This window comes from Natronorubrum marinum (genome assembly GCF_052040125.1).
In the GTDB taxonomy this organism is placed as follows: Archaea; Halobacteriota; Halobacteria; order Halobacteriales; family Natrialbaceae; genus Natronorubrum.
In genome coordinates this window covers 1,656,219-1,680,930 of record NZ_JBPPFV010000001.1, presented here as the reverse complement: position 1 = coordinate 1,680,930, position 24,712 = coordinate 1,656,219, and the positions used below count along the sequence as shown (strand labels likewise).

Below are 24,712 nucleotides of genomic sequence, written 5' to 3'. Positions count from 1 at the left end.
TGTCGCTGGTTCGGTGGCGTCAAAGAAGATCGTTCGTGCGTCGTTCGAACCGTTACTGAGCCGAGAATACCGTTGTTACCGGCTCAACACTCCGACCAGCCACAGCTCTCGCAGGTCTTGCAGCCTTCGGAGAAGTACAGCGACATCGAGCCGCAGTCGGGACACTCCGGCGACTCGCCGGCGTCGATGAGGTCCTGCGTGGCGTCGTCGTCGGCCTCAGCGCCGCCCTGTGCGGCGGCAGCGCCGCCGTCGGTCTGCGGACCGTCGTACTCGACTTCGGTGTCCGCGTCGGCGGACTCCTCGAGGGTCTGCTGTTTGGGATACGGCTTGTCGATCTCGTTGTCGAGATAGCGCCGCATCGCGGTGCCGATAGCGTCCGGAATCGACTGGATCTGCTCGCCTTTGTCCCAGGCCACCTTGGGGCTTCGAGTCCCGCAGAGTTCGTCGACGATCTCCTCGGGGTCGACGCCGGAGCGCAGCGAGGTCGAGATGACCTTCGCGAGCGCCTCGGTGAAGGAGTTCGTAAAGCCGCCGGAGTGGCCGATGTTCGCGAACAGTTCGAACGGCTGACCGGTCTCGGGATCCTCGTTGATCGTCACGTAGACCTTGCCGTAGCCGGTGTCGATGCGCTGGCTCACGCCCTGCAGCGCGTCGGGTCGCTCGCGCTTCTCGGTAAAGTCGACCGTAACCTGCTCGTCCTCGAGCAAGCCGCCGACGTCCTCCTCGAGGACGTCTCGGACTTCGTCGCTCTCGAGGAACTGCTCGAGTCCGCCGAAGATCTCGTCGATTTGTTCGACGAGGGCCTGTGCGGCTTCGGTCTCGTCGGCGAAGTCGGCGTTGTCGGCGCGCGTGGTCAGCACCTGCTTCGAGCGGGTGCCGTCGCGGTAGTAGGTGACGCCCTTGCCGCCGTTCTCGTAGACCCACTCGAAGACTTCCTTTGCGTCCTCGAGCGTGGAGTCGTTCGGCGCGTTGACCGTCTTCGAGATGGCGGAGTCGACGCCGGCCTGTGCGGCACACTGGACGGCGGCGTGTTGTTTCGCGGAGAGATCGCTCGTGATGACGAACAGTTCGCCGATGGCGTCGGGAACCGTCGAGAGCCCTTCGACGCCCTCGAACTGATTCGTGGCCATCTGCTCCTGGGCCTCCTCCTTGACGGCGTCGACGTCGATGCCGTTCTCCTCTAAGGTGCGCAGGAAGTAGTCGTCGAACTCGACCAACATCTCGTCGCCCTGGACGTCGTCGGTGACGTTCTTGTAATACGCGACGTTGTAGATCGGCTCGCAGCCGCCCGTCGTGTTGCCGACCATCGAGGTCGTGCCGGTCGGCGCGATGGTCGTCACGTTGTGGTTGCGGATAGGGAAGCCGTCTTCCCAGTCGTCGGCGTCCTCGCCGGTCTGGTGTTCGAACCACTCGCGGTACGCCGTCGGGTCGGCGTACTTCGAGTCGTCCCAGTCGTTGAACGAGTCGCGTTCGGTCGCGAGATCGTGGCTCGTCGCCTTCGCGCCGTGGTTGATGTGGGTCATCAGCTGGCGAGCGACTTCGTTGCCCTCGTCGCTGCCGTACTTGATGCCCAGCTGGATGTACAGCTGTGCCAGCCCCATGACGCCGAGGCCGATCTTGCGCATGTCACGGACCTTCTCCTCGATCTCCTCGACCGGGAAGTCGGACATCGTGACGACGTTCTCGAGGAATCGCGTGCCGTACTCGATTCGCTCGTCGAACTCGGCGTAGTCGATGGCCTCCTCGAGGAAGGCATCGACGGCTTCGGCCTGGGTGTCGTACTCGTCTCCGTGTTGCTCGCTCCAGACGCGCCAGTCGGGCGCCTCCTGGTCGGCGAGCGTCGAGAGGTTGATGTGGCCCAGGTTGCAGGCTTCGTACTCCTCGAGCGGCTGTTCGCCGCAGGGGTTCGTCGCCAGAATCTGGTGATCTTCCTGCTTCTCGACGTCGAAGGAGTGCTGTTTGTTCACTCGCTCGAGATAGATGACGCCCGGCTCGCCGTTCTCGTGGGCGCCCTCGACGATGCGTTCGAAGATGAGTTCGGCGGGGATCGAGAGCGGTTCGCCGACCTCGACGTGCTCACCGAGGTCGTAGCGACCGTACATCTCCTTGGTCTCCTCGGTGGCGATGTGGGGCTCTTCGGTCCGCGGGTTGGTGAACGTGAACTCCTCGCCGTTCTGGACGGCCGCCATGAAGTCGTCGGTGACGCCGACGGAGATGTTGAAGTTAGAGAGATGGCCCTCGACGGCGTTGCGCAGGTGTTTGGGGACGCGGCCGTCCTCGTCGATGAGGCTGCGCGCTTCTTCGAGCGCTTCGGAGAAGGTGGTGTAGGTGTAGTCGTCCGGGTCGTTCAGCCGGAGCGTGTGCGCCAGCGAGACGTCCTTGTTCTTCGCGTGGATGAACTCGATGACGTCCGGGTGGGAGACGCGCATAATGCCCATCTGGGCGCCGCGTCGGGTCCCGCCCTGCGCGATGGTCTCGCAAAGCTGGTCGTAGGTCCGCATAAAGGTGATCGGCCCGGAGGCGATGCCGCCGGTCGAGCCGACGGAGTCGCCGAAGGGGCGAAGCTGCCAGAAGCCGTAGCCGACGCCGCCGCCGGACTGGAAGACCTCCGCGGCCTTCTTGGCGGTCTCGTGGATGTCCGAAAGGTCGTCGTCGGGCGACATAACGAAACAGGCGGAGAGCTGCTGGAGTTCGTCGCCGGCGTTCATCAGCGTCGGCGAGTTCGGCATAAAGGAGAGTTCCGACATCCCTTCGATGAACGTCTCCGCGACGTCCTCGACGTGCGTGCGCACTTCGTCGGGGAGTTCGGGGACGACGGTATCGTAGGCGAACTTGTTGACGTTGCGCTCGGTGAGGACGGTTTCCGCATCGTCGTCCGCGGTGACGCCCTCGCCGAACACTTCTTCGGCGAGTTCGTCTCGGCGCGGGTGGTCGGGCTTGAGCTGGTCGGGCGTGACCGTGATCTCGAGGTCGCGTTTCTGGGCCTCGTAGACGGCTTCGGCCAGCGCGATGTTCGTGCCGACGCGCTCGAAGAGATCCTCCTGGGTCTCGGTGAGTTCGCCGTTAGCATCTTTCCGCAGGTAGCGTGCGGGGAGGATGTTGTGATAGGCGTTGTCGGTCATGCGCGCCTCGAGCGTGTCGCCGTCGGTGCGCTTGATCGGGAGCGTTAGTTCTTCCGCGGAGAGCTCCGATTCGCTCATGCGCGGGTCACCTCGTGGCGACCGCGCCGCGGGGTGGCGATTCTGTCGTGGGTCCGGGTCCTGCATTTCATCGTTCGTGACGAAGGTTCGGTAGTCATCGATACATCTTAAAACTGGGTGTTGTTGTCCTGATTTTCTTGTATTAGAACAACTGAAGTTGTATAGATGTCTCTGTACGCTATGGTTTCGTATCCGACCACGGCGTTCGAAACGACCGTAATCGGTGCTGTCTGGGACTACAACGCCGACGCTCTTAACGATTTTCAGACCGAACTGAAAGTAGCCGTGAGTGGGATAACCCACTCCTGCGTCCGGTGATTTTCAGTTTCAGAGCGGTCGTTGCCGGCCCCGTTAGCGTTCTCCCGTCGATGGTAGTCACGATTCGAATGTTGTCACGATATCCAGAAAGATTACGTCCCTGTAGTACGGGGAGTCGATATGGTCGAACCATCATCGATGGTCCTGCTCGTACTCGCGGGACTTGCTGCCGTCGCGGTCGCCATCATTGCGATCCGCATCGCGATCAAACTGGCAATCCGAGTCGGAATCGTCTCCGCCGTCGTCCTCGCCGGCCTCTATACGGCCGGCGTGACGGACCTGTCGTTCATCCCGTTCTTTTAATTCGACCGAGAGCCGTCTTCTCGGCTACTGACCCGTGACGTGAATATCCGTCCACTGGGAGCGGCCCGGTGCGAACTCGAACTCACAGCTAGCACGCGTTACAGCAGCGCGTGCGCTACTACTGACGAAGAGACAGCGACGAATCCCGTCGCACTGCAGGACAGTTCAGTCGTCCGCAACCGACTCGAGGAAGTTTTCGATCACGTCGTGACCGAGCGCCGTGAGCACGCTCTCCGGGTGGAACTGTACGGCTTCGATCGGATGTTCGCGGTGTCGGACGCCCATGACGAGCGTCTCAGTACCGTGTTCTGCTGTGGCCGATACCTCGAAGCAGTCCGGGACCGCTGTCGCAACCAGCGAGTGATACCGCCCCGCGCGGAACCCCTGCTCGAGGCCCGCGAAGACGCCCGCACCGTCGTGGTCGACGGCCGAGGCCTTCCCGTGGATCGGGTCGGGGGCCCGGCCGACAGTGCCGCCGTACTCGTAGACGGCGGCCTCGAGACCGAGACAGACGCCGAGCGTCGGCACCTCCGGACTCACCTCGCGGAGAACCTGCATCGTGACGCCGACGTCACGGTCGTTCTTTGGGTGCCCCGGGCCGGGGCTGATGACGATCGCATCCGGGTCGACCGCGCGCACGTCCTCGAGCGACGCGGTATTTTTCAATACCTCGGTCTCGGTGCCGGCCTGCTGGCTGACGTACTCCACGAGATTGTACGTAAAGGAGTCGTAATTGTCGACGAACAGCACCGTCAACGGCTCCGTCTCGCCGTCGCCGTTCGCGTCCGCCGCGCGTTCGTCGCCCGTCGCGCTCATCGGCTCACCTCCGGGCTCTCGAGGGTGCCGTCTGCGGCGCTCTCCTCGTCGGCCTCGTTCGGCTCTTCGATCTTCTCGAGGGCGGCGAGCACGCCGCCCATCTTCTTCTCGGTCTCCTCGTACTCGGATTCTGGATCGCTGTCCGCGACGAGTCCGGCGCCCGCGCGCACGGTAATTCGATCTCGATCACCTTCTGCTTGCGGACCGTCCCTTCCCGCTCGCTCATCCGCGGCGCTACGCGCCGCGCCTTCTTCCACCGTCGCGGTCCGAATCACGATCGCGAAGTCCGTGTCGCCACACCACGAGTAGTAGCCGACGCCGCCGCCGTAGAGGCCGCGGGGTTCGGTCTCGAGGTCGTCGATGATCTCCATCGCTCGGATCTTCGGCGCGCCGGAGAGGGTACCGGCGGGGAAGGAGGCGCGCGTCGCGTCGAAGGCGTCGGCGTCGCTCGCGAGGTCGCCCGTCACCGTCGACTCGATGTGCTGGACGTGGCTGTACTTGAGGACGTTCATGAACTCGTCAACGCGGACCGAACCGGCGTCGGCGACCCGGCGCACGTCGTTGCGGGCCAGATCGACCAGCATCGTGTGCTCGGCGCGTTCCTTCTCGTCGGCCAGCATCTCGCCCGCGAGTCGTCGGTCCTCGACGGGACCGGTGCCTCGATCGCAGGTGCCGGCGATCGGGTTCGACATGATCTCGGGGCCGCGAACGGAGACCAGCGTCTCGGGGCTCGCGCCGACGACGGTCAGATCGTCGTGCTCGAGCAGGTACATGTACGGCGAGGGGTTCACGTCGCGCATCGCCTCGTAGAAACCGAGCGGATCGACGTCGCCGTACAGCTCTCGCGTGCGGGAGACGACGCCCTGGTAGATGTCGCCGTCTAAGACGTGCTCTTTGGCTCGCTCGACGCTCTCCTCGTAGACGTCTTTGGCGCCCGCGACCTCGTCGGTCTTGACGAATCCGCCCGTCTCAGGCGGCTCGGCCCCGCGCAGCGTAGCCGCGACCGCCGCGGCCTCCTCGAGGAGCGCGTCGTAGACCGCGTCCGGGTCGTCGTCGGCCTCGAGGATCGGCGTACAGACCAGCGAGACCGTCCCGTCGCGCTCGTCGAACGCGAGCGTCTTCGTCGTCAGAACGAACTGCGCGTCCGGGAATCGCGACTCGGGCCGTTCGAGACCGACCTCCTCGAGCCAGAGCTCGTAGACCGCGTCGTAGGCCAGGAAGCCGACGAGCCCGCCGGTCAGGTGCTGGCGGTCGTGGTCGGGCGCGTTCGCGAACCGAACGTCGGGCATCGCCGCGCGGAGGGCGTCGACGGTGTCGCCGTCGTCGGTCGTCTCGACAAGGTCGAGCGGCACGTCGTCCCGGAGCGCCTCGACGGTCGTCCCCTCGGGTTCGACCGTGACGACGGCGTCCGGATCGTAGCCGACGTAGGAGTAGCGCGCGTGGCGATCCGTCTGCGCCGAACTCGGCCGGAACGCGCCGTCCGGATCGCTCGAGGCGGTCTTCTCCGCGCTCTCGAGCAGGAAGGCGTACGGTGACCGCTCTCGATCGCTCGAGGACGACCGGCCGGTGAGCGCGGCGTAGGCTTCGAGCGGCGTCGTCTCGACGTCGAGCGTCGCGACGGCGCGGACGACCACCGGTCGGTCGTCGCGGTCGCCTACGTGCTCGCGGAAGGTCTCGCGGTCGATGTCGAACGTCGGCGTCACGTCGGATGGGGGGTCTGGGTTACTCATACTGAAATCGGCTGGTCAGAGCTCCGCCGGTCGGCGGGCGTTCGTGGCTCGGTCGATAAACGAGCGAACGGCGTCGGGGTCCTTGACGCCGCCCTCTGCTTCGACCCCGCTGGCGACGTCGACGGCGAACGGTTCGACCGTCCGTACCGCATCGCCGACGTTGTCGGGGGTGAGTCCGCCCGCGAGGATCAGCGGGGACTCGAGGTCGACGGCGGCCATTCGAGTCTGGTCCCAGTCGTGGGTTTCACCGGTGCCGCCGCCGCCGTCCTCCCCCGGCGTGTCGACGATGAGTCCGTCGACTACGTCGTCGTAGGCTGCGGCCGTCTCGGCGTCGTCGGCGTCGACCGCGAGCAGGAGTTGCGCGTCGATCTTCGCGCGCAGGTACGCCAGATCTCCCGGTCGAATACTGCCGTAGTACTGGATCGCATCGGGTTCGATCTCCTCGACCAGTTCGATCGCCCGGTTCGGTCCGGACGGCATCGTCACGAGCACGGTCGTCACGAACGGCGGCGCCGCGGCGACGAGCGCTTTGGCTCGCTCGATGGAGACCTCTCGGGGCGTATCGACGGACACGTCACAGATGATCCCGAGGGCGTCGGCTCCGGCGTCGACGGCCGTCTCGAGGTCGGTCTCGCTGGTCAGGCCGCAGATCTTCACGCGAGTCATCGCTGTACCTGCTCTGCGGTTCCAGAACGGAGTTGCTCGAATTTCGTCGCCGCCGACCCAGAGTCGATGGCCTCGCGCGCGGCGTCGGCACCCGCCTCGAGCGAGTCGGTCTCGCCGGCGACGTAGATCGCCGCGCCGGCGTTCGCGAGGATGACGTCCCGTTTGGCACCCGTCACCGTCCCCTCGACGATACCGCGCATGTCGTCGGCGTTCGCTTCCGGCGAGCCACCCGAGATGGCCTCGATATCGTGTTGCTCGAGACCGAGATCGGACGGCTCGAGGGTGTAAGACTCCACGTCGGAGCCAGTTACTTCCGCGGCGACGGTCTCCCCGTGGATCGCGATTTCGTCGGTGCCCGCGCCGTGGACGACCAGCGCGCGGTCGACGTCCATCCGCGCGAGGGCGTCCGCGAGGACCGGGACGAGTTCGGGGTCGTAGACGCCGACGACCTGTGCGTCCGCGCCGGCGGGGTTCGTCAGCGGTCCGAGCACGTTGAACACCGTTCGCATCCCGAGTTCCTTGCGCGGGCCGATGACGGCCTTCATCGCGGGGTGGAAGACGGGCGCGAGCATAAAGCCGATCCCGTCGCGTTCGATGGCGTCCTCGACGGCCGGCGGTTCGGCCTCGACGTTGACCCCCGCGACCTCGAGGACGTCCGCGCTCCCAGAAGAGGAGGAGACGGAGTAGTTGCCGTGTTTGGCGACCGGAACGCCGGCGCCGGCGGTGACGATCGCGCTCGTCGTCGAGACGTTGATCGTGTCGTAGTCGTCGCCGCCCGTGCCGCAGGTGTCGACCAGCGGCTCCCGATCGGGGGAGATCGTTCGCGCCGCCTCGCGCATGCCCTCGGCGAAGCCCGCGATTTCGGCCTCCGTCTCGCCTTTCGCTCGCAGCGCGGCGAGCAGCGCGCCGATCTGTGCCTCGGTGGCCTCCTCGAAGACGGCCGTGGAGGCCGCTCGAGCGTCGTTCTGTGTGAGATCCTCCCCGTCAGTTACCCGTTCGACATACTCCTGCATAGTGAACACCAATGTACGTAGTTGTCTTACAATGCCCAAATCAGTACATCAACTTAAGCGTATCGGCGGGGGCGTGAGGGCGAGTCGCGTACGGCGGTCGATTCGAAACCTTCAATTACGGTGGTGGGCAATCAATGAGTGCAGACAAGGTGGCGACGGAGGCCACGCAAGCGAAACCAGGCGGGTTGGTGGTCTAGTCTGGTTATGACACCTCCTTGACATGGAGGAGGCCGGCAGTTCAAATCTGCCCCAACCCATTTCTGACGGAACAATACCGACGAGCGAAGCGTGGCGTTTGCGCCACACGGAGCGAGTCGTCGTTCCGTCAGAAATTGTTACGGGCAATTTGAACCAGGCAAGTCACAGCCAACGAGGGATCAAAGATCCCTCGAGCAGTCGGCACAAAGTGCCGACGACCGGGAAGCGAACGGAGTGAGCGACCCGGAACGTCTTGACGAGGTTCAAATCTGCCCCACCCAGTATTTTTCTCTCGAGCAAATCCGCGAGCGAAGCGTGGCGCGGTAGCGCCCGCGGAACGCGAAGGTTGTATCGCGACGGTACCCGACTGAGCCGACGCATCCGAATTCGGTAATGGTGGCGTATCGGGGTAGTAGATCGGTTCGAACTCGAGAGCATGCCGCGCGTCGACGACACCGCTCGAGGTCCCCTCAGTCAGCCGAAAGCGTCGGTTCGCGCTCGTCGATAGCACTCGAGACGCGGTGAAGGAGTGCTTCGAGCCGCGGCCGCTCGAGTTCCCACCACGATGGGGAGTGGTGATACTCCGCGAGGATCGTCTGAATCGCGTCGAGCTGTGCGATCGTAAAGCGAGCGTGGCCCGCGTCGAGCGTCTCGAACGCCTGAAACACCTCGACTGGCGGCGGATCGATGGTCGTCGGATCGGCCGCCATGAGCTCTCGTTCGATGCGGTCGAGGAGGACGTGATGGAGCGTCCACCGTTCCTCGAGTGGCAGCGATAGCGTGACGGACTGAGGGTGTGCTGAATGGTCTGGCATGGGCACCGATCTCTTGTCGGCTAGACTACCGTATGTCGTGTGCGGTGTTAACGTTTGCCACTGCCGGATCGATCACACTTCGGCGGACGGGTGTACGGCCACGCCGAATGATAACTCGATCGAGACGCATTCGGAGCACTCCTCACAAAGGCGGACGGTCCTCTCGCCATGTCTCGCTACGTGTACGAACGCGAACGCACGAGAGAGTCCGTATCGGACCATCCTTCGGTGGAGCCCTCGAGACCGCCACTCCGCGCGTGTGCTGTCTCGAGCTCCAGCCCTCAATCGTCCGCAACGGCCACGTCCGGCCGGTAGGTCTCGCTGATCGCCTTCCACTTGTCCGTGCGGAATCGCCAGTAGTTGATCGCGGCGGGCACGCTCGTCTCCGCGACGAACGCGAGATACAGGCCCCAGTAACCGAGCCCGGTCGTCGCACCGAGATACGCCAGCGGGATCGAGACGAGGAACATCCCGACGAACTGGCTGGCGAACGGGACTTTCGTGTCGCCGCTGGCATCGAGTGGTCCTGCGGCGGCACCCGCGACCCCCTGAAAGACGACCGCGATGCAGGAGGCGTAGACGAGCGTAACCGCGATCGGAATTTCGGGGCTCGTCGGATCGCTCGCGAAGAGCACGACGATCCGTTCGGCGAACAGCGCGATGAGCACCGCGCTCACGAGGTAGGTCGCCACGGCGAACCGGATGATGTCGCGGCCGTAGGCCTTGGCCGTCTGTTCGTCGTTCTGCCCGAGCGCCTGGCCAACCAGACTCGAGGAGGCCAGCCCGAAGCCCCAGCCGGGCGCGTTCATGATGCCCCAGATGCGCCGGGCGATGACGAAGGCGGCGACGGTGTTCTCGCCGAAGATATCGAGGATGCCGAGCATCGGGAACTCGGCGACGGTCCAGACGAGGTTCCGACCGCCGACGGGGAGTCCGATGGTGACGATATCCCGAAGCGTCCCGGGATCAAGGTACGAGCCAAGCGGATCGACCTGTATCGGCAGCGCGCCGATAATCGGGAGTCGGCCCGCACCGATGCCGACCGCGAACGTCGCGGTGACGGCGACGTTCGCGAGCACCGTTCCGAGCGCGGCGCCAGCGACCTCCAACCCAAGTCCGAAGATGAACAGGGCGCTCAGCCCGATGTTGATGATCGCGCCGCCGGCGCGGATCTGCATCGCGATGTAGGAGTCGTCCGCGCCGACGAGGGTTCGACTCCCGACGAGGTTGAGCCCAGCGAAGGGGATGCCGAGCGCGACGACCTGTAAGTACGTCGCGCCGTAGTCGATCGCCGACTCGTTGCTGCTGAGCAGCGAGATGAACTCGTGGGAGTACAGCCAGAAACACGCCGCAACCGGGAGGCTGACCACGACGACCAGTAGCGTACTCGAGCGAACGGCCAGCCCCAACTCGTCGGAGGCGTCGGCTCCGAATCGCTGCGAGACGAGCGCGATGGTGCCGCCGGCGACGCCCCCACCGATGGCGAACGCGAGCCCCCAAAACGGCCCCGCGAAGCCGACGCCGGCGACGGCCGAGGTGCCGACCGCGACGCCGACCAGCGCGACATCGACGGCGCTCTTGGACATCCGCGCGATCCCGGTGACGATGCGTGGCCACGCGAGGACGGTCGTCTGGACGGCGCGCTCTCGGTCGATCAGCCCGAGGCGTGCGAGCGCGAGACCGATGGAGAGGATCGTCAAACGCAGCGGGTTCGGAATCGGACTCACGGCAGTACCTGTCCATTATCGAATTCGTTCAAAGGGCTTGCGACCTGGCGCTCGCTGGGGAGACGTATCGATAGACGAACCGTTCGATCCGCGCCTCGCGTCCTGTCACGCTGTCACACCCTCACCCGCAACCGAACGGTAGAAAAGGGGGAGCCGACTCGAGACCCCTGTGGAAGTCCTCGGCCGGCTCCTGGCATTGCTCGTCGTGCTCCTGTGCGGAACGGGGCTGCGAGCCTCCGGTGTCCTCGACGCGGACCGGACCGCGTCGCTGAACGCCGTCGCCTACTACGTCGCCCTGCCGGCACTGATCTTCGTCTCGACGTACGATCAGTCGGTCGGCGATCTGCTCTCGCCGATGCTGATCGGCGGGCTGTTGGTCGTGCTGTTCGCGACGGCCGGGCTCGCGTGGCTCGTCCACCGCAACCGGGAGTCGACCGGACAGCGCAGCGTGGCGATCATCCAGTCCTATCACTCGAACCTCGGCTACCTCGGGCTCCCGTTGGTCGCGGCCACCTTCGGGTCGGCAGTCACCGCGGTCGCGAGCGTGATCCTCGGGGTCTTGTCGCTGGTACAGGTCCCGCTGACGATCGTCCTCCTCTCGACGCTCAACGAGGCCGACGCGGCGATCGGCGACGAACTGCGCGGGCTGGTGAGAAATCCCGTGCTAGGTGCCCTGTTCTGCGGTCTCTCGGTCGGTTCGCTCGGACTCGCGGTTCCCGGCACCGTCGCCATCGGGCTCGACACCGTCGGCTCGCTCGCGCTCCCGCTGGCCTTACTCTGTGTCGGCGCGACGCTTCAGTTGGACCTCCCAACAGTCGATCTTGGCGCGACGGGCTCCATCGTCGCGCTGAAGATCGTCTGCATGCCCGCGCTCGCGTGGCTCGTCTTCTCGACGCTCCCGGTCGACTCGGCGACGTTCACCGCGTCGGTCGTGATGCTCGGGACGCCGACGGCCGTCTCGACGTACGTCTTCGCGTCCGAACTCGGTGGCGACACGGAGTTCGCCTCGCTGAACGTCTTCGCGACGACGCTCGTTTCGATCCTGACGCTGTTCGTGCTGATCACGCTCGTCGGCTGAGGCGACGTCGAACTCGAGAAAACTGGGGGGTGCTCCGAAACGATCCGTTTGCGCCGTTATCTGCCGAGGAGTCGTTCGTGTCGTTATCCGACGAGGAGTCGTTCGTGTCGTTATCCGACGAGGAGTCGTTCGTGTCGTTATCCGACGAGGAGTCGTTCGTGTCGTTATCCGACGAGGAGTCGTTCGCGCCGTTATCCGCCGAAGAGCCGCTTGAGCCGGCCGAGCAGTCCTGGAGATTCCGCTTCGTCCTCCCCGTCGTCGCTCGAGTCACCCTCGTCGCGCGGAATCGAACCCGCGAGCGGGCCGGCGTCGTCACCGAGGTCGGATCCGGAAGCCGTGCTCGGGCCGCCGGTTTTCGACTGGGCCCGCGTGGCCTCGAGGTCGTCCATCGAAAGCTCGATTTCGTCGACGTCGGGCGTCGACTCGCGCCCGTCACCCGCTTCGGCTGCCCGAACGTCCGCGCCGGTGACGCTACCGGTTTCGATGCGGGCGGCCAGCTCATCGATCGACTCGTTTTCGTCGGCCACGCGGGCCGCCTCAGCCTGGAGGGAAGAGGTCGCCGCGTCGACCGAAGCGGTGGTGTCGGTGTCCGTTTTAGCGCCGTCAACGTCCGTTTCGGCATCGTCCGAATTTACTTCGGTGTCTGCTTCCGTTTCGGTACCGTCTGTATCCGGCTCCGTGTCGGCTTCGACACTCGAGTCGGTGTCGGTCGCTGCGTCCTCGGCTGCCGGCACCTCGTCCTCGTCGAACTCGACCGTCGTGGATCCTTTGTCCTCGGTCGTGGCGGGGGACTCGATCGAGCCCGTTGCGTTCGCTTTCGTCTCGCCGAGCGAGTCGAGGATGTCGTCGACGCTCTCATCGGAGACCACGCGCTGGGGACCGCCACTCGGCTCGAGGGCGTCGCCGTCCGCATCGTCGGCCGACTCGTCCGCGTCGGCACTCGAGTCAGCGGTGGCGCTCCGCCGTGACTGTTCGTCGCTCATCGTGCTGGTCTGTCCGTGCCGGAACCATAACTGTTCCCCACACGGACTCGAGCTCGTACCCGACGTCCAGTGTCGCGTTTTCGGCCACCTACTCGACGAGGCGGGATTCCGAGAGGACGACGTTGAGCACCGCGCCGAACAGAATGAGTATGCCGGCGAAGTAGAGCCAGGTGACGAAGAGGAGGACGGCGCCGACCGCACCGTAGGCCTGATACTGTCCGGCGTTGGCCGCGTACAGCTGGAAGCCGGCCTGGAGGATCGTCCAGCCGACGGCGGCGAAGACGGCCCCGGGAAGGATCTCGAGCGCGTCGACCGGAATCGGCGGCAACACGTAGTAGATCGGGAAGAAGACGAGGACGAGTCCGACCAGCAACGCGACCCAACTCAGCAGGCCGGCGAACGGGACGACGTCGCTTGCGAGCCCGATCGCCGTTCCGATACCGATCATGAGCGCTAGCGCCCCCGCGCCGGCGAGGATCACGGTGGCGCCGTCTCTGAGTTGGTCGACGAGCGTGTCCTCGCCGGTCTGATCGTAGACGGTGTCGAAAGCGCGACTGAGCCCGCGGAAGACCTTGAGCGCCCCCCACGAGGCGACGCCGAGGGCGACGACCGTCGCCTCCGCGCGGCCGGATTCGGTCGTCAGCGCCTCGAGCACGAGGTCCTCGCCCGCCTCGGGGAGGAAGTCGCCGGCGACCAGAATCAGCCGTTCGGCGGCGTCTTCTCCGCCGAGAAACGAGCCGACGACGAGCGCGAGGATCACCAGCGGGATCAGCGAGACGAATGCGTAGTAGGCGAAGCCGGCCGCGAGAAAGGAGATGTCGCGGTCGGTTGCCGTTCGATAGACTGACTTCGCCGTCTCGGGAACGTCCATACTGGAACCCGGGGATCCAGCCTCAAAGCTCTGTCAATCCGGCACAGATTCCGGGTCGGGTGAGTGTCGACCCAGACCGGCCGGTCGCACAACCAGACTCGAGACGGAACCAGTCGGTCAGTACTCGCGACAGAAGTTGTGCGACGCGTAGGCCTCGCCGTCCTCAGTCAGGTAGACGCCGACGCCGGCTCGGTCCCAGTCGGGCACGCCGTCTTCCTCGAGGATCGCCTGTCGGTGCGGCGTGGAGTTCATCCATTGATCGACGAGCCCGTTCGCGAGTTCCTCCGCGGTCCCGTGGCGGTCGGTCTCGTTCGTGTCGGGGTTCTGAACTGGCCGGTCGATGTAGGTCAGGGCGATGTTCTCGCCGTACCCCCGGCAGTAGTCGTCGACATCGTTGAATCGGCCCATCGGCTGTTCGCCGTCGGGATTGGTGTGGTCGAAGTAGTCGCGTTCGGCCATGTCGTAGCTGTGGGCGCGGGAGACGGAGGCGACCGTGCCGTCCCACTCGAGGGGCTCGAGCCCGTGTTCGGCTCTCCGCTCGTTGACCTCCGCGTGGACGAAGTCCTCGACGGTCTCCGAATCGATCGTCTCGACGTCCGCATCGTACGTCGAATTACCGGGGTCGTCCGGGTCCGTGACGTTCGGATCGCGCTCGCCGGCCGGCGGCGGATCGGAACTGGGCGACGGCTGCGAGCCGATATCGACGCCGTTGGGGCTCTCGAACTCGTCGACGGCGCCGATATCGTCGATAACCGTCGGTGCGAACAGCACGGCGCCGAACGCGAGCGCGCCGATCAGCGCGACGACGACGAAAAATCGCAGGATCCCCCGAATCAGGGCTCTATCGGTGGGATCGCTGTCGTTCGGATCGGTCGACGGACGCCGGTCTTCCATCGTCCGTACGGTAGCGGGACCGGAATAAGACAGTCGTGGTTCATTGCAGCGACTGACACTCGAGTCCTCGCCGTAGGTGACGATTACTCGCCGCCGAAGATGGTTTCGTGGAAGCCGATGACGAGTCCGGGGACGACCGCCATGAAGAGGTGTTCCTCGAGCGGGATCCCGGCGATATCGATCCCTGTCCGGAGCTTGATGTCGAAGACGCCGACGGCGAGGGTGTAGCGGTCCCAGAGGTACGCGATTGGATACAGTGCAAGGATCGTAACGGCGGCCTTCCGGAGCGCGTTCGCTCGGTGGAGTAACACGAGGGCGACGCTTCCCCAGACCAGTTCCGTCGCGAGGTAGGTGTACCGACCGAGCACGCCGATATCGGGTACCATTGCGTGTTCCTACGCGTGCGAGAGCTAAAACAATCGGCCCTGTTTTCACCGTCTCCGAACGCCACCGCTTCGACGAGCGGTCCGGTTTCCACCCGGACGGAACGTGCGGTATGTTCAAAAGCCCGGCGACAGTATACACGAACAGAACGATGAATATCGCTGATATCGCCACCAGGGAGTACATCGAAGTCGACGTCGGGCAGCGTATGGGGAAGGTTCGTTCTACGTTCGAGAACGGCAACCCCAAGGGAATTATCGTCACTGACGACGGGGCGTACGAGGGCGTCATCAGCGAACGAGAGGTCCTCCAATCGCACGTCGAAGACGACGCGAAGGTGGCGGCACTCATTAAACCGAGCCGGAACGATCCGGCACCCAAGATCGACCGCGAGGAGAACGTCCGGGAGGCCGCACGCCTGCTGATCGAGAGCAACTCGAAGGTCGCGCCCGTGTTCGAACACGGCGACCTCTGGGGCGTCATCACCGACGACGCCATCCTCGAGGCCGTCCTCGAGAACCTAGACGCTCTTTCCGTCGAGGACATCTACACCGACGATCCGGTCACCTTACAGGAGGACGACGGGATCGGCAAGGCGATCAACTACCTGCGAGAGAACGGCATCTCTCGGCTGCCCGTCCTCAACGAGAACGGGTTTCTCACCGGCGTCGTGACCACCCACGACATCGCGGACTTCGTCATCCGAGAGAACCACACGACGACGACGGGCGACCGCGTCGGTGACTCCCAGCGCCTGCTCGACGTCCCCGTCTACGACATCATGAACAGCCCCGTCGAGACCACGACGCTCGACGTGACGGCCAAGGAAGCCGTCGAAACGATGCTCGAGAAGGACTACGCCGGGCTGATGGTCACCCCCGAGGACGACGACCGCGTGGTCATCGGCGTCATCACCAAGACCGACGTCCTGCGCGCGCTCACGTTCACCGAGGAGGAGCACATGGACGTCCAGATCACCAACATCTCGATGCTCGACACCATCACACGAGAGTCGATCGTCCAGAGCATCGAGGAGGTCGCCGACAAGTACGCCGACATGCAGGTGATGCACGCCCACGTCCGGTTCCACGAGCACAACGAGAAACTCCGCGGCACGCACCTCGTCCAGTGTCAGATCCGGCTGCGAACCAACAAGGGCCAGGTCGCCGGCACCGGCGAGGGCTACGGCGCGGAGAACGCCTTCCGCGTCGCCATCGACAAACTCGAGCGTAACGTCTTGGAGATCAAAGGCGTCACCAGCGACGAGGAGTACCGCGGCCAGCTGCTCCGAAAGCTGAACGAGCTATAGACGCTTCGGCTGCTTGACTTTACGATCTTTTGCTACCGGCTATCGAACGTGCCAGCGGGTGTGCCGTCCTACAAGCGACTCGAGTCGTCGCCGCCCTCGAGTCCCGAATCCGTGATCCGGAACTGGACGGACTCGCCCACCGCCTTCGAGCGGTGTTTCTCGAGCGTGGCTCGCCGGTTGCCGCCGCGGAATCGCTCGAGGCGCAGGACGACGCCGGTCCAGTGCTCTAAGGTGTTGCCGCCGAGCGCGCGCGTGCGGTCGGCCTCGGGGTCCGCGAACACCTGGTTCGTCAGGACGACCGCGAGGTCGTGCTTGCGCGCGAGCGAGAGCAGGTGGGTCACCTGTCGGGCGACACCGCGGAGCGCCTCGCCGTCGTCGCTGTCGCCGGTTCGCTCGAGTCGGTAGAAGCCGGTCGCGCTGTCGAGGACGATCAGGTCGGCGCGCTCGGCGAACTCCTGGGCGTCGCGGACGGCCTCGGACTGCTCCTCGAAGTCCAGGGCGTCCTCGACGACGATTCGGGAGGCGACGGCCTCCACGTCGTCCTCGTCGACGCGCGCGGAGAGCAACTGCTGAAAGCGGTCGACCGAGACGCCTTCGGTATCGATGTAGACGGCGGTGCCGTCGTCCGCGGCCGTCTCGACGGCCGCCGAGAGCGCGAGGTTCGTCTTTCCTGCGGCCGGCGGGCCGTACACCTGCGTGACGGTCCCGCGTTCGAATCCCCCACCGAGTAACTCGTCGACCGGGGCACAGCCGGTCGGGATCGCCTCGTCGTTCACGGTTCGAGTTGGCAGGAGGCGTGCAAAAAGCCCCCGGAATACGTCGGTGGCCGGCCGAATCACGATCTGAAGGCGGGTTTTGAGCGGACTCGAGCGACTCGCTAATCGTCTCCGGTTATCGATCTACGAGTGGGAAGGTGTCGCGGACCGGGACACTGTACGCAGTGTTGGTGGTTTCCATCCCGCTTCGGACCGATCAAACCACGTGCGGTGGCGCGCGCCATCAGCCGACCGAGCGATAGCGAGGGCGGATGACGATTTGCGCGAGGGATGAGTGAGCGAGCAGGGCGAGCGAACGAATCGGCTGGGGAGGGCGTGGCAATCGTCGTTGCCAGCGATAGCAGAACACTCTCCCTCCAGAAATCCCTCTCGAGAACAGATCCGATACGTTCGTCTACGAATGGGCAACTAGAACTCGAGAGAAAACGAAGGTGAGCCGAGTTTTTTGCGACTTGTGGCAACTAGGGTTGCCACGCCCTCCCCAGCCGATTCGCTCACTCCCCGTGGTCGTTCGCTCATCCCTCGCGCAGCGTTACAGCGGTAGCGAGGCGAAAGCCCACCCCTTTAGGGGTGGGATGAAGCCGACAACTGGAAATCTATCCACGCTCGTAGCCACGGCTGGAGTTAGATGTTTGCGTAATATCTTTAGGTGGGTGAATTCCATATACTGACGATGCCTCGAGGGTTCGACAGGGAACGTACCACCGTCCACAAACTCCAGTACCACTTCATCTGGTGCCCGAAATACCGCAAATCGGTACTTGAGGACGAGGTACGCGACCGTCTCGAAGAACTCATTGAGGACAAGGCCGACGAACTCGACCTCGAAATCTTAGAGTTAGCGATTCGTCCCGACCACGTCCACCTGTTAATCACGGGCGACCCGACGCTCGCCCCGAACAAGATAATGCAACAGATCAAGGGCTACTCCTCGCGCCACCTCCGCGACGAGTTCAATTTCGGCCTTCCCTCGTTGTGGACGCGCTCGTACTTTGTCTCAAGCGCAGGCGACGTGTCCAGCGAGGTCATTGAGGAGTACATCGACGCACAAGCAGGTGAATAGCTATGCACCGGAACGTCTCAACCACGGTGCGGGTCAAACTCCACTCGCTGACCAACAGGAAAGCCGACCTACTCGCCCGTGAGTACGAGGCATTCCAGACCGCTGTTCACGGCGGAGACGCCGACCTCTACTCTGCGACCGACCAGCAAGCGTCGAAGGTACAACGGCAGAAAGACCCAAACCCCGACACCGAACAACCCGTCGTCCTTCGAAATGACGTGTTCGACGTAGCCTACGACGAGGACACCGTTCTCTCGTCGTGGTGGGTCAAAGCCCCCGTCTACGACCCCGAGCGCGGACGGGGAAACTCCATCTGGTGTCCTGCCCACGTCCCGCAGAAGGACGAACAACTCGTCCATGGGGGTGACGTTCGGGACAGTGAACTGGTTCGCCGTGACGGTGACTGGTACGTCCATCTCGTCGTCAAGCGGTCTGTGACCGTCCAAGACGAGTACGACGACGTACTGGCTATCGACATGGGCGCACGGTGGGTCGCTAGCTGCGCGTTCCTCTCCGACCGCAAAACCACCTTCTACGGCGAGGAAGTCCGTCGTATCCGCGAACACTACAAGCAGTTGCGGAAGTCCATCGGGAAAGCCAAACCCCGACAGGGACAGCAGGTGGTCGAGCGCATCGGTGACGCGGAAGCGCGGAAGGTGGATGACCGTCTCCATAAGATTGCTCGCCAAATCGTAGAGGATGCCGAGGAGCGGAACGCGGTTATCGTCGTGGGCGACCTCGGTGGGATTCGTAAGGACAACGACAAGGGGCGGTACGTCAATGACAAGACCCATAAGATGCCGTTCGCCCGCCTGCTCAACTACATTGAGTACAAAGCCCACGACGCGGGTATCGACGTACAGTTGGTCGAAGAATACGACACATCGAAGACGTGCAATCGGTGCGCCTGCGAGGGCGTCCGAGAGACGCAGGGTCGCTTCGAGTGTCCCGAGTGTGGGTTGGACGACAACGCCGACAAGAACGGTGCGCTCAATATCGGCAAACGAGCCTTGGGCAAGTTCTCGAAACCGCTGTCCGAGGCGGGGGCCGTACTGGTACGGCCCGAAACGCAGGTCATCGTCCACCATGACGACGAACCTGTGAACCTCTCCGTTTCCGTGGGTTCAACCCCCAGTGGGGGAACCCCACGGCTTTAGCGGTAGGAGGATGTCAGGCCGCGGTTCGGTAATCACTCACCCCGGCGCAGCGCGCGCCACCGCATTCCGGTTCGCCAGTCTGGAGTATCGACCGGGCAGGTCGCGTACGTTTATTCACGCTCGAGACCAACACCGACACGTGATCGTCGTCGCCACGTCAGATTTCGAGGTGTACCACGGCGTCGTCAACGAACTGCGGGATCGCGGCTCCGAGTTCACGACCGTCGAACCCGACGCCGAGCTGCCCGAGCACACGACGGTCGTCGTCACCGGCGCCGACAACGCCGACGCCTTCGCGGGCGTGACGACGATCGTCGCCGACCCGGACGATCCCCGGCGAACCGTCGATCAGGCGCTGACTGCGGTCCGCGGGGACGGGGGCCGAACCATCATCGGCGTCGACCCGGGACGGAAACCCGGTATCGCCATCCTCGCGGGAGAGATGATCGTCGCAGCTTTTCAGGTTCCGATCTCCGACGCCGTGGACGTGATTCAGCGCGAAGCCGACGAGGCGACCTCGCCCGTCGTTCGAATCGGCGACGGCTCCCGCCTCGAGAGCGCGACACTCGTCAACGATCTCGAGGACGTGACGGTCGAACTCGTCGACGAGACGGGGACGACGCCGTATCTCGGAACTGGCTCGAGGGGGATGGGCGACGTGCTCGCGGCGGTGAACATCGCGCGCCTCGAGGGCGAGGTGGTCGACACGCGCGAGATCGAGCCGACCGCGGGCGAGCTCCAGGTGATCAAGGATCGGTCGCGCGAGCGGAGCGAGGAGAATCGAGCGATCGACGAGCTCCTGGCGCGTCGGGTCGCCGCTGGCGAGTTGACGATCGACGAAGCGCTCGCGGAACACCGCGGCGGGGGCGACGGTATCGATTCGTCGGCGTCGGACGAGACGCTCGAGTGAGCGGTCGCGTACACCGTCGTCTGTCGCTGAACTATATTCGTACCGAGCGTCCGCTGACAGCTCGTACTCGAACCGTTGCCACACCCGTGGCACCGCTCTCGGTGGCAGTGAACCCGGAGAAAATGAATCGCTGAAATTGAATCGCCGAATCTCGCGGTCAATTCCGACCGGAGGTAGTTCCTCGTGAGCGGTGCTCAGTGTTCGAATCGAGCGAACATCGCGGCGGCGAGCACTGCGACGAGTGCGACGACGACACCGAAGCCGGGCACGGAGTCGTCCTCTTTCTTCTGTTCGTCGTCCGAGTCGGAGTCGGACTCGCTCGGTTCGATGGTGGACTTGTCATCGTCGTCGGTCTTCTTCTCGTCATCGTCGTCAGCCTTCTGGTCCTCATCGTCGTGGTCCTTCGCGTCCTCGTCGGCGTCGTCGCCGACTGCGCCTTCGGCGACAGACGCGGATTCAGCGGACGTGAACTGGACGTTCTCGTTCTCCTGCATCGTCATCTGGAACGCGAAGGCGTCACCGGCGTCTTCGGCGACTGCGAGCGCGTTGTTCGACTGGAGGTTCACCTGTGCGACCTCCTGGTTCTGTTCGACGTCGGCGCTCGAGTACTGCTCGACGTCGTTGAGCTGGTCGTTGTCGCCGTCGTAGTCGAAGGTCGTACTGTTGGCGTCTGCGAGGCCGTCACCGTTGACCATCGCGGTCGTCGTCGAGGTCTTGATGGCACCCTCGTACTGGTCCTTTGCGTCGTCGTAGTCGATGTCGTCGTCTTCCAGGAAGACGTTCAGCGCTTCGGCGGAGCCGATCTGCGCGTTGACGTTCTGCTGGAAGGTCAGCTGAACGGCTTCGGCCGTGCTGCCGTCCGTGGCGATCGCCTGAGCCGAACTGTCGATGTTGATGTTCACCTGCTCGACGCTCTGGTACTGCGTGACGTTCGCTTCGGCGGTCTGGCCGACGTCGCTGGCCTCATCGCCTTTCAGTTCGGTGTCACTGTACTCTTCGTCGGCGTCCTGGGTCACGACCTCGGTGGCGCCGTCGGCGCTCGCGGTCGCGACGTGCATCCCGGCGGAGTCCATCAGGACGTTCATGGCTTCGGCGGTGCCGAGCTGTTCGTTCAGGTTGGTCTGGTCGGTGATCTGGACGGCCGTTGCGGAGGAGTCCTCACCGACTGCGATCGCGATCGCACTGCCCATCTCGTAGCTGTTTACCTGCTCGATCTCTTGGACCTGTTCGACGGAGGCGTCAGCGTCCTGGTCCGCGCTCGGAGCCGTGCTGTCGCCGTTGTACTTCTTGTGCTCGTCGTGGAGGTCCTTATCGCCCTCGAGGTCGGCGCCGTAGACGTTCGTCGCGCTTGCGTAGCCTTCCTGGAGGTTGATGTTGGACTGCTCGGTCATCTGCACCGCGGTCGCCTCGCTGCCGTTCTCCGCGAACGCGAAGGCGGTGTTGTTCTGGACGATGTTCGCCTGGTTGACTGCTTGGGCCTGGCTGACGGAGGCTTCAGCCGTCTGGCTGACGGTCGTCTCGCCGTCGTCGCCAACGGCGCCCCAGCCGTTGAACTCCTGACCGTTGTCGTTGCCCATGATCACGTAGACGTCGCCGACTTCTTCGATCGTCGTCTCGTGACTGCCACCCGCGTAGTTCTCCGCGGACGCGTCACCCATCTGGGTGTTCTGGTTCTGCTGGTTCACTTCCTGGATGGCCGTGGCCTCGGCGCCGTCCATCGCGATGGCGACGGCTTCGCTTTGCTCATTGATGTTGATCTGGCCGACGTCTTGGTACTGAATCACTTCGGAGTCGCTCTCCTGTTCGGCTGTGGCGACTCCGGGTTCGTCAGAGACGTGGGCTTCGATATACTCCTCGAGCGATTGTTCACCGAGGTCCGCACCGAAGACGAGGTAGACGTCTTCCCCGTTCTCCATCGTGTGGACTGTCTGATCCGAATCCATACCTCCGTTCGCGCCCACGGTGCCGGCCATCCCGACCATCGAGATGGCGACCATCAGGGCGACGAATACTGTCGTAAGCTGTGATCGTCTGTTCATGGTTATTGTCGCATCAGCTTTGAAACGACCTGTGAGGGTCTTTCGTCGCTGAATGTCTGCGACGCAAACCAGTCTATCCCGAAGATGGTCTTTGTTATCTGTTGGTTGCCCCGAATAAGAAGCCGGCTAGAGATCTATTGTCGGTCCCTTCCGCCCGACGCGGGAGCGTTTTGGCGCTGGGTCGGCCGTCGATCGATTCCGGTGGAAGTCCACTGCGGTAACACTTTGAAACCACAGTACGCGATCGGTGTGAACGCGATTTCGCTGCGGATCGAGGCGACTCGTCCGACCGTTTTGGACCGGTTACTCGCGGTGACTTTCAGCATCTGCAAAGCGAACCGTCGGGTTGCCGATAGCGCCCCGTCGTCACCACGGTCCGTTCGCCGCCGACTCAGACGTGGTCCTCTCGAATGCCGATTCCGGTTCGGTGACCGACGACGATCGCCCGGCCGTCGCTCCTGTTCGCTCCGCGTTCCGTCACTGATTCCGCCCCATTCCGCCGACGGTCGTCCTCTTTCGCTGGTGGGCGCTTCGGGTCCGCCGACACGCTGCTCGAGAGCCCCCAGTCGCGGCCAGCGCGACGATCTGGTCGTCGCGTTCCGTACAGCAGTTCGGATGCCGGACGGAGTCGATCGACGGCGCGGAACTTACTGCGTGACCGATTGCCAGGCCGCCCGAACCGATGGAAGAGTCGTGAGCCACCAGCCGACGGCCCCGCCCACGCAGCCAACGAACGCCAGCCAGCCGTCGGCGTCGCCGCCCGTCGAAAGCACCGCCGCGCCGCCGAGCACCGCCGCGCCGGCGAACGCCGTCTTCGGGTCGTGGTGGGGTATCGCGGCAGCGAGAGCGAGGTATCCGATCCCCAACCCGACCGACGCGACCACGTCGACGAGATAGTGGACGCCGAGTGCGAGTCGGGAGAAGCCGACGAGTCCCACCAGTATGGCAGCCAGGCCGAACCGCCGGCGGCGAGTGAGTCGTACGCCCCAGCGGGCGAGTGCACCCCAGAGAACGGTGGCTGCCATCGTGTGCCCGCTCGGAAACCCGTTTCCCTCGCGCGGGACCGCCTGCAACGATGCGGGCGGCCGCGGGAATTCGAGGATCGACTTCACCACGAGCGTCAGCGCCAGTCCGCCGAGGACGACGGCCGAAATGAACGCGACGCGATCCGAGACGAATCGATCTGCTCCCCGCTGGACGGATCGGTAGACGTCGGCGGTAACAAAGACCAGTAACACGCCGACGACGACGAGTTCGTCACCGAACAGGGCCGCGAGCTCGAAAAGCGGGACGATCCACTCCGGGAGGGAGTCTCGGAGGAGTTCTGTTACGCCGACGGAGCGATCCAAAGCGTGCTGTGAGAGCATACGGGTAAACGACGGGTTGGAACTAACTCGTCACGTTCGTCGTCCAGCCTCCCGACAAATAACCTTTCGAAGCGTCGGCTTCGGAGTCCGTCCGCGACTCGGTGATCGCTCCCGAATCGGCGCACCCGCAACGACGGATCGAATCGTTTCGACGCTCCGCCGAACAGACGTGAGGAGCGGATCAAGCACACCAAAAGCCGATTGAAAACACCAAGAGCCCATCGGGCGCACCACGTGACGATTACGCGTGCCCCACCACGCTACGCGGATTCGACCGTCGGCAGCACCCGGTCGAGAATGTCCTCCTCGGTGAGTTCTCCGTCGGTGTACGCCTCCGCCCACTCGGATTCCATCTGCCAGTACGCCTGCTCGCTGCCGTCCTCGTCGACGACGGTAGCGTCCATCCGCTCTGCCTCGAGCCCGCCGTTGACGATATCGATGTACGCGCCGACGAGCGTCCCCACCTCGTTGGTGAATTCCGCTTCCGTCTCGGTGGTATCGGAGTACTCCACGACGAACTCGTCGTCGACCACCTCCGTCGAGATCACGTCGACACCCCAGTGTGAGGCGATCGTCTCGAACACCACGAGCAGTTCCGCTTCGGAGTAGGCCTCCGACTCGTCGGTCTCGTCGGGTTCCGCTCCGTCAGCGCCGGGGCCCTGATAGGATTCGGCATCGTTCGAACCGGCGTCGCCGCCGACGAACAGCAGCCCGCCGGAGAGAACCACGCTCCAGAGGACGACCGCGTAGAGGCCCGCGATAACGCCGGCCTGGACGCCGCCACCGCCGTCGACGCCGGGCAGTTCTGACAGTCGTCCTGCCACGTTCCGATAGTTCGATGCCACGGCTACCACCGTAAGTACCGATAAGAGTACGACGACGATCGGCAGGACCAGCCAACTCATGTGCTCCCGTGGTAGACTTCGGTATATTGTTAATGAGGAAGCCATAGTTCGATAATTTTCTATTAGTTATGAGTTATCACTGTCGCGGACGCGACGAACTCGACGGGGGTGATCGTCGGAACCCGGACCGGCGAGGAAGCACGCGACTAGCCGCTGTACGCTGCTCATATATAGGATGATTGACGCTGTG

Annotated in this window: 21 protein-coding genes and 1 tRNA gene; 7 read left to right on the top strand and 15 right to left on the bottom strand. The window is 64.2% G+C overall.

The annotated features are described in order from the left end of the window. Positions 1-83 precede the first annotated feature (83 nt). Positions 84-3,200 carry an adenosylcobalamin-dependent ribonucleoside-diphosphate reductase gene (locus tag ACSFC5_RS08285; RefSeq protein WP_440764740.1) on the bottom strand — a complete coding sequence of 1,039 codons (3,117 nt, stop codon included), beginning with the start codon at positions 3,198-3,200 and terminating at the stop codon, positions 84-86. A gap of 438 nt (positions 3,201-3,638) precedes the next feature. Here ACSFC5_RS08285 and ACSFC5_RS08280 point away from each other — a divergent pair, with 438 nt between their 5' ends. Further along, positions 3,639-3,821 (top strand): hypothetical protein, encoded by a 183-nt coding sequence (locus tag ACSFC5_RS08280; protein ID WP_090310201.1) that lies wholly within the window; start codon positions 3,639-3,641, stop codon positions 3,819-3,821. Positions 3,822-3,986: 165 nt separating this feature from the next. Here the strand turns inward: ACSFC5_RS08280 and trpG are convergent, their stop codons facing one another. Genes trpG through trpD form a run of 4 tightly spaced genes read right to left on the bottom strand, consistent with a single transcriptional unit; the run spans position 3,987 to position 8,046 of the window. Next, positions 3,987-4,637 (bottom strand): anthranilate synthase component II, encoded by a 651-nt coding sequence (gene trpG / locus ACSFC5_RS08275; protein ID WP_440764739.1) that lies wholly within the window; start codon positions 4,635-4,637, stop codon positions 3,987-3,989. Next, a complete protein-coding gene (gene trpE, locus ACSFC5_RS08270; RefSeq protein ID WP_440764738.1) occupies positions 4,634-6,367 on the bottom strand; it encodes an anthranilate synthase component I in 1,734 nt (577 codons plus the stop codon). Before trpE ends, trpG begins: the two co-directional genes overlap by 4 nt. A gap of 15 nt (positions 6,368-6,382) precedes the next feature. After that, a complete protein-coding gene (locus tag ACSFC5_RS08265) occupies positions 6,383-7,033 on the bottom strand; it encodes a phosphoribosylanthranilate isomerase (protein ID WP_440764737.1) in 651 nt (216 codons plus the stop codon). After that, positions 7,030-8,046, bottom strand: coding sequence for an anthranilate phosphoribosyltransferase (gene trpD / locus ACSFC5_RS08260; protein ID WP_440764736.1), 1,017 nt, complete (start codon positions 8,044-8,046; stop codon positions 7,030-7,032). Before trpD ends, ACSFC5_RS08265 begins: the two co-directional genes overlap by 4 nt. Before the next feature lie 182 nt (positions 8,047-8,228). Between trpD and ACSFC5_RS08255 the strand changes: the two genes are divergently transcribed. Further along, positions 8,229-8,303: transfer RNA gene (locus tag ACSFC5_RS08255), tRNA-Val, on the top strand. Positions 8,304-8,714: 411 nt separating this feature from the next. On the opposite strand, the gene ACSFC5_RS08250 is transcribed toward ACSFC5_RS08255, so the two are convergent. Together ACSFC5_RS08250 and ACSFC5_RS08245 are read right to left on the bottom strand one after the other, a co-directional pair. Continuing rightward, positions 8,715-9,059, bottom strand: coding sequence for a DUF7853 family protein (locus ACSFC5_RS08250; protein WP_440764735.1), 345 nt, complete (start codon positions 9,057-9,059; stop codon positions 8,715-8,717). 281 nt (positions 9,060-9,340) lie between these two features. Then, positions 9,341-10,786 (bottom strand): MATE family efflux transporter, encoded by a 1,446-nt coding sequence (locus ACSFC5_RS08245; protein ID WP_440764734.1) that lies wholly within the window; start codon positions 10,784-10,786, stop codon positions 9,341-9,343. A 169-nt stretch (positions 10,787-10,955) separates the two neighbouring features. On the opposite strand from ACSFC5_RS08245, the gene ACSFC5_RS08240 reads away from it, so the two are divergent. Further along, positions 10,956-11,864: an AEC family transporter gene (locus ACSFC5_RS08240; RefSeq protein WP_440764733.1), complete on the top strand. Its 909-nt coding sequence runs from the start codon at positions 10,956-10,958 to the stop codon at positions 11,862-11,864. 191 nt (positions 11,865-12,055) lie between these two features. Here ACSFC5_RS08240 and ACSFC5_RS08235 read toward each other — a convergent pair whose 3' ends face one another. The 4 genes from ACSFC5_RS08235 to ACSFC5_RS08220 form a co-directional block, all read right to left on the bottom strand. Continuing rightward, positions 12,056-12,847, bottom strand: a complete 792-nt coding sequence (locus ACSFC5_RS08235; protein WP_440764732.1) for a hypothetical protein — start codon at positions 12,845-12,847, stop codon at positions 12,056-12,058. 88 nt (positions 12,848-12,935) lie between these two features. Beyond that, on the bottom strand, positions 12,936-13,718 hold the full coding sequence (locus ACSFC5_RS08230; protein ID WP_440764731.1) for a YihY/virulence factor BrkB family protein: 783 nt from the start codon (positions 13,716-13,718) through the stop codon (positions 12,936-12,938). A 117-nt stretch (positions 13,719-13,835) separates the two neighbouring features. Further along, entirely contained in the window at positions 13,836-14,612 is a 777-nt protein-coding gene (locus ACSFC5_RS08225) for a CAP domain-containing protein (protein WP_440764730.1), read from the bottom strand. Between the two features lie 83 nt (positions 14,613-14,695). Beyond that, a complete protein-coding gene (locus ACSFC5_RS08220; RefSeq protein WP_440764729.1) occupies positions 14,696-14,998 on the bottom strand; it encodes a lycopene cyclase domain-containing protein in 303 nt (100 codons plus the stop codon). A gap of 149 nt (positions 14,999-15,147) precedes the next feature. Here ACSFC5_RS08220 and ACSFC5_RS08215 point away from each other — a divergent pair, with 149 nt between their 5' ends. Further along, positions 15,148-16,305: a CBS domain-containing protein gene (locus tag ACSFC5_RS08215; RefSeq protein ID WP_440764728.1), complete on the top strand. Its 1,158-nt coding sequence runs from the start codon at positions 15,148-15,150 to the stop codon at positions 16,303-16,305. A gap of 68 nt (positions 16,306-16,373) precedes the next feature. Here the strand turns inward: ACSFC5_RS08215 and radB are convergent, their stop codons facing one another. Next, positions 16,374-17,081, bottom strand: a complete 708-nt coding sequence (radB, locus tag ACSFC5_RS08210) for a DNA repair and recombination protein RadB (protein WP_440764727.1) — start codon at positions 17,079-17,081, stop codon at positions 16,374-16,376. A 673-nt stretch (positions 17,082-17,754) separates the two neighbouring features. On the opposite strand from radB, the gene tnpA reads away from it, so the two are divergent. The 3 genes from tnpA to ACSFC5_RS08195 all read left to right on the top strand — a co-directional run bounded on the left by tnpA (position 17,755) and on the right by ACSFC5_RS08195 (position 20,211). After that, a complete protein-coding gene (tnpA, locus tag ACSFC5_RS08205; RefSeq protein WP_440764726.1) occupies positions 17,755-18,144 on the top strand; it encodes an IS200/IS605 family transposase in 390 nt (129 codons plus the stop codon). A 2-nt stretch (positions 18,145-18,146) separates the two neighbouring features. After that, the gene (locus ACSFC5_RS08200) at positions 18,147-19,301 is read left to right on the top strand and encodes an RNA-guided endonuclease InsQ/TnpB family protein (RefSeq protein ID WP_440764725.1); all 1,155 of its coding nucleotides are present in this window, start codon (positions 18,147-18,149) and stop codon (positions 19,299-19,301) included. A gap of 139 nt (positions 19,302-19,440) precedes the next feature. Continuing rightward, positions 19,441-20,211 carry a hypothetical protein gene (locus ACSFC5_RS08195; RefSeq protein ID WP_440764724.1) on the top strand — a complete coding sequence of 257 codons (771 nt, stop codon included), beginning with the start codon at positions 19,441-19,443 and terminating at the stop codon, positions 20,209-20,211. Between the two features lie 194 nt (positions 20,212-20,405). Here the strand turns inward: ACSFC5_RS08195 and ACSFC5_RS08190 are convergent, their stop codons facing one another. From ACSFC5_RS08190 to ACSFC5_RS08180, 3 genes are all read right to left on the bottom strand, one after another. Beyond that, complete coding sequence (locus ACSFC5_RS08190) at positions 20,406-22,250, bottom strand: PGF-CTERM sorting domain-containing protein (protein ID WP_440764723.1); 1,845 nt, start codon at positions 22,248-22,250, stop codon at positions 20,406-20,408. Between the two features lie 647 nt (positions 22,251-22,897). Then, positions 22,898-23,617 (bottom strand): phosphatase PAP2 family protein, encoded by a 720-nt coding sequence (locus tag ACSFC5_RS08185; protein WP_440764722.1) that lies wholly within the window; start codon positions 23,615-23,617, stop codon positions 22,898-22,900. Positions 23,618-23,877: 260 nt separating this feature from the next. After that, a complete protein-coding gene (locus ACSFC5_RS08180) occupies positions 23,878-24,441 on the bottom strand; it encodes a DUF8159 domain-containing protein (RefSeq protein ID WP_440764721.1) in 564 nt (187 codons plus the stop codon). Between the last annotated feature and the right edge of the window lie 271 nt (positions 24,442-24,712).